This is a genomic window from Bacteroidetes Order II. bacterium, assembly GCA_016788705.1.
GTDB lineage: Bacteria > Bacteroidota > Rhodothermia > Rhodothermales > UBA2364 > UBA2364.
The window spans coordinates 1-6,307 of the sequence record JAEUSQ010000060.1 but is presented as its reverse complement, the minus strand read 5'-3'; the positions used below and the strand labels follow the sequence as shown (position 1 = coordinate 6,307).

Sequence of the window (6,307 nt, the reverse complement as noted above, 5' to 3'; positions counted from 1 at the left end):
GAAGCCTTCAATAACGGCTACCAATTCCAGGATTATCCGGTGGCAGCTTGCTATGTCGTTGGGTAGTTCCATTGAAACACAAAAATAAACTATTTTTCAATGCCCGATAACAATTTTGGAATCAGGCTAACCAGTTACTTTCAAAAAAACAATTGATGCATAAATATCCTTGCTTTTATAACCGCATCCACAAAAAAACCACATTTTCCCTCGGTTCTTTGAAGCCAAATCATTTTCACGCGGTTTCGCCAAGCCATTTATTCTGCACAAGGGGCGTTAGCCCTGAAATCTGTTTCCCCCAGCAACGGGGTTGGTTAGATGGCAGGGCTACGCCCCTTTTTTGTGTCTTGTGGCCGTGTTTCCTACGAAGAGGTCGGGGCTACGCCCCTTTTTTGTGTCTTGTGGCCGTATTTCCTACGAAGAGGTCGGGGCTACGCCCCTTTCTCATCCAAATTCTACAAAAACCCCGTAGCTTCCCTCGGTTCTTTGAAGCCAAGTCATCTTCACGCGGTTTCGCCAAGCCATTTATTCTGCACAAGGGGCGTTAGCCCTGAAATCTGTTTTCCCCCAGCAACGGGGTTGGTTAGATGGCAGGGCTACGCCCCTTTTTGGTTTGTTGTGGCCGTCTTTCTACGAAGAGGTCGGGGCTACGCCCCTTTCTCATCCAAATTCTACAAAAACCCCGTAGCTTCCCTCTGTTCTTTGAAGCCAAGTCATCTTCACGCGGTTTCGCCAAGCCATTTATTCTGCACAAGGGGCGTTAGCCCTGAAATCATAGTAGCAAGGTGCAGAGAGAAAATGTTTTGAGGGGCGTTAGCCCTGAAATCTGTTTCCCCCAGCTTTTTTTCATACCGGAAGCGATTAAGCCACCAAAGCCAATAACAATACCTGCCGCAACAAGGCCAGTGGATTTTGTCTGACTACCCGCCAAAAGCAATAGCCCACCTATAACCGCTCCAGCCGTCATAGGAGCCTTGGCGGTTTTTAGTTTCTCTACTTTCTTTTCCTGTTCCATAAGAAGGGCAGTGGCTGAGGGGCTATCCTTGAGCAAAAAAACCGCCTCGTCGAGGGTTAAGGGGGGGAGTTTGTCATTGTTTTTTGTGGTCACATAGAAATTTCTTACCTTTTTTCCGATTTCCACCGGTGATAATTGGCGCCCTTCCCGGAGCAGTAGTCATAAAACTGGAGGGTGTACTCTCTATTTCATCTATCTCATATAGGTCTATCGCACCTTGCACGGTTCGTTTATAAATCTTTTCGGTAATCTTTAAAAACTGTTCGGTGATTTTGACCCGAAAATACCCTTCACTATTTGCATAGGCAGTTATTTCGGTAAAAAAAACCTCGCTATTGTCCTGCAAAACAAGTGCGCCGGGTCTTAGAACGCGGGCTTTTCGGACAGTAAATGGCGTGTATTGGACTCTGCCATCGTTAAACTTGATAAAGTTGGAGTCCACAGAAGCGGGTCTTTTGGCTGATAGCACAACATCGCAAGAGTCTGGACGTATGGCTGGAATAGAGCCTAATTCTTGCGCAGATAAGACACCAAAACCCATTACCAAAACGGACAAAGATAAATAATTTTTTTCATATGTGTAGGTCTTTAAACGTAGTTTATGAGATAGTAAAGTATGAATCTGGAAAGGGAAATGCAAGTTTAATATATGCAAAATCAATCTTTCACCCACCCATTACCTCTACCAGTCTAAAAATTGGCAAGTACATCGCAATAAGGATAAACCCAACCACCAATCCCAAAACCACAATCATCACCGGCTCTAAGACAGCGGATAAGGCTTGGACGGCATCATCCACTTGGGCTTCGTAGTGCGTGGCCAAATGGAGCAACATATCGTCTAAACGGGCGGTTTCCTCGCCTACTACCATCATTTGTACCACCAGATCCGGGAAGAGAGTCGCCTCGCGGGTGGGATGGGCCATGCCCTTTCCTTGGAGTACCCGTTGGTACATGGTTGCAACTTCTTTGCCCATTAACGAACCGGGCAGGTTTTGTTTTAGCATGTGGAGTGCATCGGTTAGCAAGACCCCACCTTGTAGCAAAGTGCCCAACATTTGGCAAAACCGTGCCGTCATCGCCTCGCGCCACAAGCGCCCCGCCACCGGAATTCGCACCTGTAGGACTTGCTTCTTCGCGTTGTTTCTTCATGGCACAAAATTAAGTGAGATCTGTATCCGGCTAAATCAGGCCACCTCAACATTAATTCTGTGCGATATGGTGCTTGACATATTGAGACAGTATTTTTGAGCATCTATTTTTATGACATCTTTAATGTGAATATAATAAGAATATATTTTTTGATTCGCGTCCTTCTATGGTTATAAGTTTATGTTTTTTTTTGATTAATGGATAGGATATAAAGTTAATCTCTTCATAGAATAAAAACTGCATTATATAAATATAGTGTGGATTAGTATGTTATTTGCTTGGTTAAGAACTTTTTTGTGGTACGAGATTTGTTAATAGTATTAATCTAAAACGGCTGAGCTATTTAACATAGCAACACCTTAATAGGCTTGTTCTTTTTTGTTTTTCTTAAAAAGTAAATTTATCATGATTAAAGTAAGTAAAAATAAGATAAGTATTGTTTTATGGATTTGTGTGATGTGCCCCCTTTGGGCATTTGCTAAGCCTACTGAAAGCACTAATATACGTGCAGGGGCGCAAACCTTCTCTATGGATTTGCCATATGCAGGCCCTTACGACCCTGCGGCAATGGTAACAATTCGGTATCGGTATTCCTGCTCTAGTCTTACAACAGGTTGTGGCGCTCTGACGATTATAACACCTGTTCCTACAACCTTACAATTTGTAAGTATGGCGACCCCTACCGGAACAACTGGATCATACGATGCAGGTACACGCAACCTTACCATCAACAGAAACCCTTATAATGATGGAAATTCTGGAGATGTACTGGTGACGTTTCGGATTGACCCCAGCGCAGCAGGGCAAACCATCAATATTCCGGGAACCTCTGTGATTACCGACCCTATTGATCCTGCCAATGGGACGCTGAATGCTTCCGTAAACTTAACGGTTAGCTCCACTCCGCCTTCTCCCAAATACACCATGTCTAAAATTAAGGGATCACCTACGGGCAACCCTGCCACAGGCACGGATGTCACCTATATTATTGAGTTTTGGGCAACAACAATCAATGGAAATGTGGATGTCGCGCCTGTCACGCTGACAGATACGTTCCCAGCAGGGGCGACAGTTGTGAATGCAGACGGTGGTACAGTAAGTGGTAACACGATTACCTGGACCTTGCCAAGTACTAACTTGGTACAGACGTGGATCAACGCTGGTATCCCCGGTGCCGGAGGCTTTAGAATTGCCCAGCGGATCATTGTATTGAATTATCCGTCGGGTACTTTTGGTAGCAGTAATGTCACCAACGAAGCTTGCGCGGATGGCAGCTCACCCTATGGTAACCTCCATGAATGTGCTTCTGCAACACACGGTTTTAGTGCGGCAACACCCGCCATTACCTTCCAAAAATTTTACCCATCCTATGATGCTCCAATCCCTTCAGAAGGCGGTAGCGACTATTTTTGGCGGCTTAGGTTCCATACCAATGACTCTAATACGCCGCTTCAAAACTTGGTTATAACCGAAACTGTTCCTGCGGGGCTTCAGTTTTCCAAGGTTTATTCTGGGCGGTGGCAACCTACAACCTCTATCCAAGCCCGTGTCGAATACTCTACGGATAATGGCGGTTCTTGGACACCATTGGGCACACAAGATGGCTCCCCATCGGGCGCACGAGAGTTCATTGGGGGCATTGATTACCCTAACGCAGGCGTAACAAACTTCCGCTGGGTGTTCCTAAATGATATACCCATCGCAACCGAAACCGTGTATGGAGCTTGCTTTCTATGTGAAAGTCAACGAGGTCCCGGTTTTTATTTTACCATTCCAAGCGGCTCTGCGGGAACAACCATACAAAACTGTGCAAGTGCTAATTTTACGGGGCTTGCTACTCCGCAACAAAGCTGCCATGACCTGACGATTCCAGCTGCAATTCCACGCATGGGTTCCAATAAAATTCTCGCCACTTCGGGATCGTTGAAACCAGGAGATGAGGTTGAATTTAATGTTTATGCAGGTAATTCAGAGGGAACAGCACCCTTTCCCGATCCTATTTTATCAGACTTACTCCCACCAGAATTAGAGTTTGTTCGTTGGGTTTCTTTCACCTCAACCGATCCAACTGCGCCCTCACCCAATTTAGAGGTCTTAAATAATTATAATGGCACAGGGCGCACTTTAGTCCGTTGGGTATATGGCAATACGGTTCCTGCTGGCTCCTTTAGGGTGGATGGAACACCGGGAGTTGCAAACTCCTACGCCATGCCGCCTCTTCAAGGAACATATGGCGGATTTTATATAAAATTTGTGGCTAAGATTAAGGCTGGAACGCCTGTAGGGAACTACGCCAACCGACTCTTTGTGAGCAGTCGTGCCTACAACAATGACTTGGCCTGTGCTGGAAATTTTTATGGAAGCATAACCGTACAGGAAGCAGATGTGAACGATCTGGATGGCGATGGCAATACAACAGAGTTAATCTGTCGTTCTTATGGCGCAAGCTTTTCAGTCGTTGCCGCAGTGGTAATGGGTGCCGAGAAATGGATTAAAGGTCATGCTTCACTCCCCAATGTGGATGATCCTGCCAGCACGCCCGCCATTCCCGATGCGTTTTGCCCGACCTTAGACGGGGCTTATACCCGTTTCCCCTGTATTGCACGTACCGTTCCGGGTGGTACGTTTGATTACAAAATCAAGCTCATTAACTATGGAAACCTTGCCCTTAAAGACTATGTAGCTTATGATGTTTTCCCCTTTGTGGGCGATACAGGCGTTTCGGAAATTCTTGCCCCACAAACCCGGCTTACCCAATGGGCACCGCTCATGGTCGGACCACCAACTGCAGCAGATGCTTATACAACATCTGTACTCACCTTGCCCGGTGCCGAGATTGCTTACACCTTTTCCACCAATCCTTGCCGCCCTGAAATGTCTAACTCCACCAATGAATCGGGTTGGCAGGGCGCTTGTACCAACGACTGGACAACCACTGTCACAAACTGGAGCGCCGTCAAAGGGTTTCGACTAAAAGTACCCTTTACCAATGCGCCACACTGGGAAGCAGGGAAAGAAATCATTCTGAATGTGCCTATGCAAGTGCCCGTGACGGCTCCTTTTGAAGCAGTGGCTTGGAACTCCATTGCCCACCGTTCCACCAATGCAGGACTTGATCCTACCGTTACCACAACCCGTTTAGACACCGCCGAACCCCGTAAAGTGGGCATTGCCATTCCAACGGGGGCCATGATTCCGGGTTATCGTTTGGGAAACTTGGTGTGGATGGATACCAATCAAGACGGCATGGCAGATAGCGGCGAAATGGGGATTGAAGGTGTTTTGGTCGAACTCTATAACAGCGCCAATACCCTCATTACCTCCACCAATACGGATGTGAATGGGAAGTACCTCTTCACTGCTTTAACCGCAGGCGATTATTACGTCAAAATTCCATCGAACCAAGCCTCCGCGCTGAATCCTGCTGCCTTAACAGGCAAAACGTCCTCGACGGTTGGTGAAGAAGCCGATCCAGATTCGGATGGCGATAACAACGACAACGGAACCATTGTGGACGGCACAGGGGTTCGGTCCGGGATCGTTACTTTGGGAGAAGGGACAGGACTTGCAGAACCAACGAACGAATTGGATCGAAAAGGCAGTGCCACCGATGACGACAACGATGCCTTTGCCGATAATCGTTCTAATCTTTCGGTGGACTTTGGGTTTATTGCGGCAGCAACGTGTTCCATCAACACGCCCACCGTTACCCCAACCTGTAGCAACAATGGTACGCCGAGCGATCCCGCCGATGACACCTTCACCTTTACCATCAGCACAACGGGATCGAATACAGGAGCAACCTACAAGGTGGACAAGATTGCACCGGCACCGACTTCAACGGTCTTTGCCAGCGTCAATTATGGCGTAACAAGTGCGTCAAGCGCCGCTTTCCCGATCTCCGGCGGGAATCTTACGCTTACGCTGACGGACAACACAACCGCAACGTGTACCAACACGCCCGTCACCGTTACCGCCCCGCCGACTTGTTCAGGCGTAGTGCCAACGGCAGATTTGGAGCTAACCAAAACCTCCAGTAGTCCGGTTGTTCGTCCGGGAGATACCCTTACGTTTACGCTCACTTTGGTGAACAAAGGCCCTGGAACGGCGAATGGGGTAGTCGTCCGAGATATGCTTCCA

4 protein-coding genes are annotated in these 6,307 nt (G+C 47.4%); 1 reads left to right on the top strand and 3 read right to left on the bottom strand.

Features of this window, described 5'->3' with window-relative positions; genetic code table 11:
• Positions 1–772: 772 nt before the first annotated feature.
• From JNN12_15910 to JNN12_15900, 3 genes are all read right to left on the bottom strand, one after another.
• A complete protein-coding gene (locus JNN12_15910) occupies positions 773–1,108 on the bottom strand; it encodes a hypothetical protein (GenBank protein MBL7979822.1) in 336 nt (111 codons plus the stop codon).
• A complete protein-coding gene (locus JNN12_15905) occupies positions 1,089–1,571 on the bottom strand; it encodes a hypothetical protein (protein MBL7979821.1) in 483 nt (160 codons plus the stop codon). Before JNN12_15905 ends, JNN12_15910 begins: the two co-directional genes overlap by 20 nt.
• A gap of 109 nt (positions 1,572–1,680) precedes the next feature.
• Complete coding sequence (locus tag JNN12_15900; GenBank protein MBL7979820.1) at positions 1,681–2,133, bottom strand: type II secretion system F family protein; 453 nt, start codon at positions 2,131–2,133, stop codon at positions 1,681–1,683.
• 562 nt (positions 2,134–2,695) lie between these two features.
• On the opposite strand from JNN12_15900, the gene JNN12_15895 reads away from it, so the two are divergent.
• Positions 2,696–6,307, top strand: a 3,612-nt coding sequence (locus tag JNN12_15895) for a DUF11 domain-containing protein (GenBank protein ID MBL7979819.1), incomplete at its 3' end; no start/stop codon positions are given.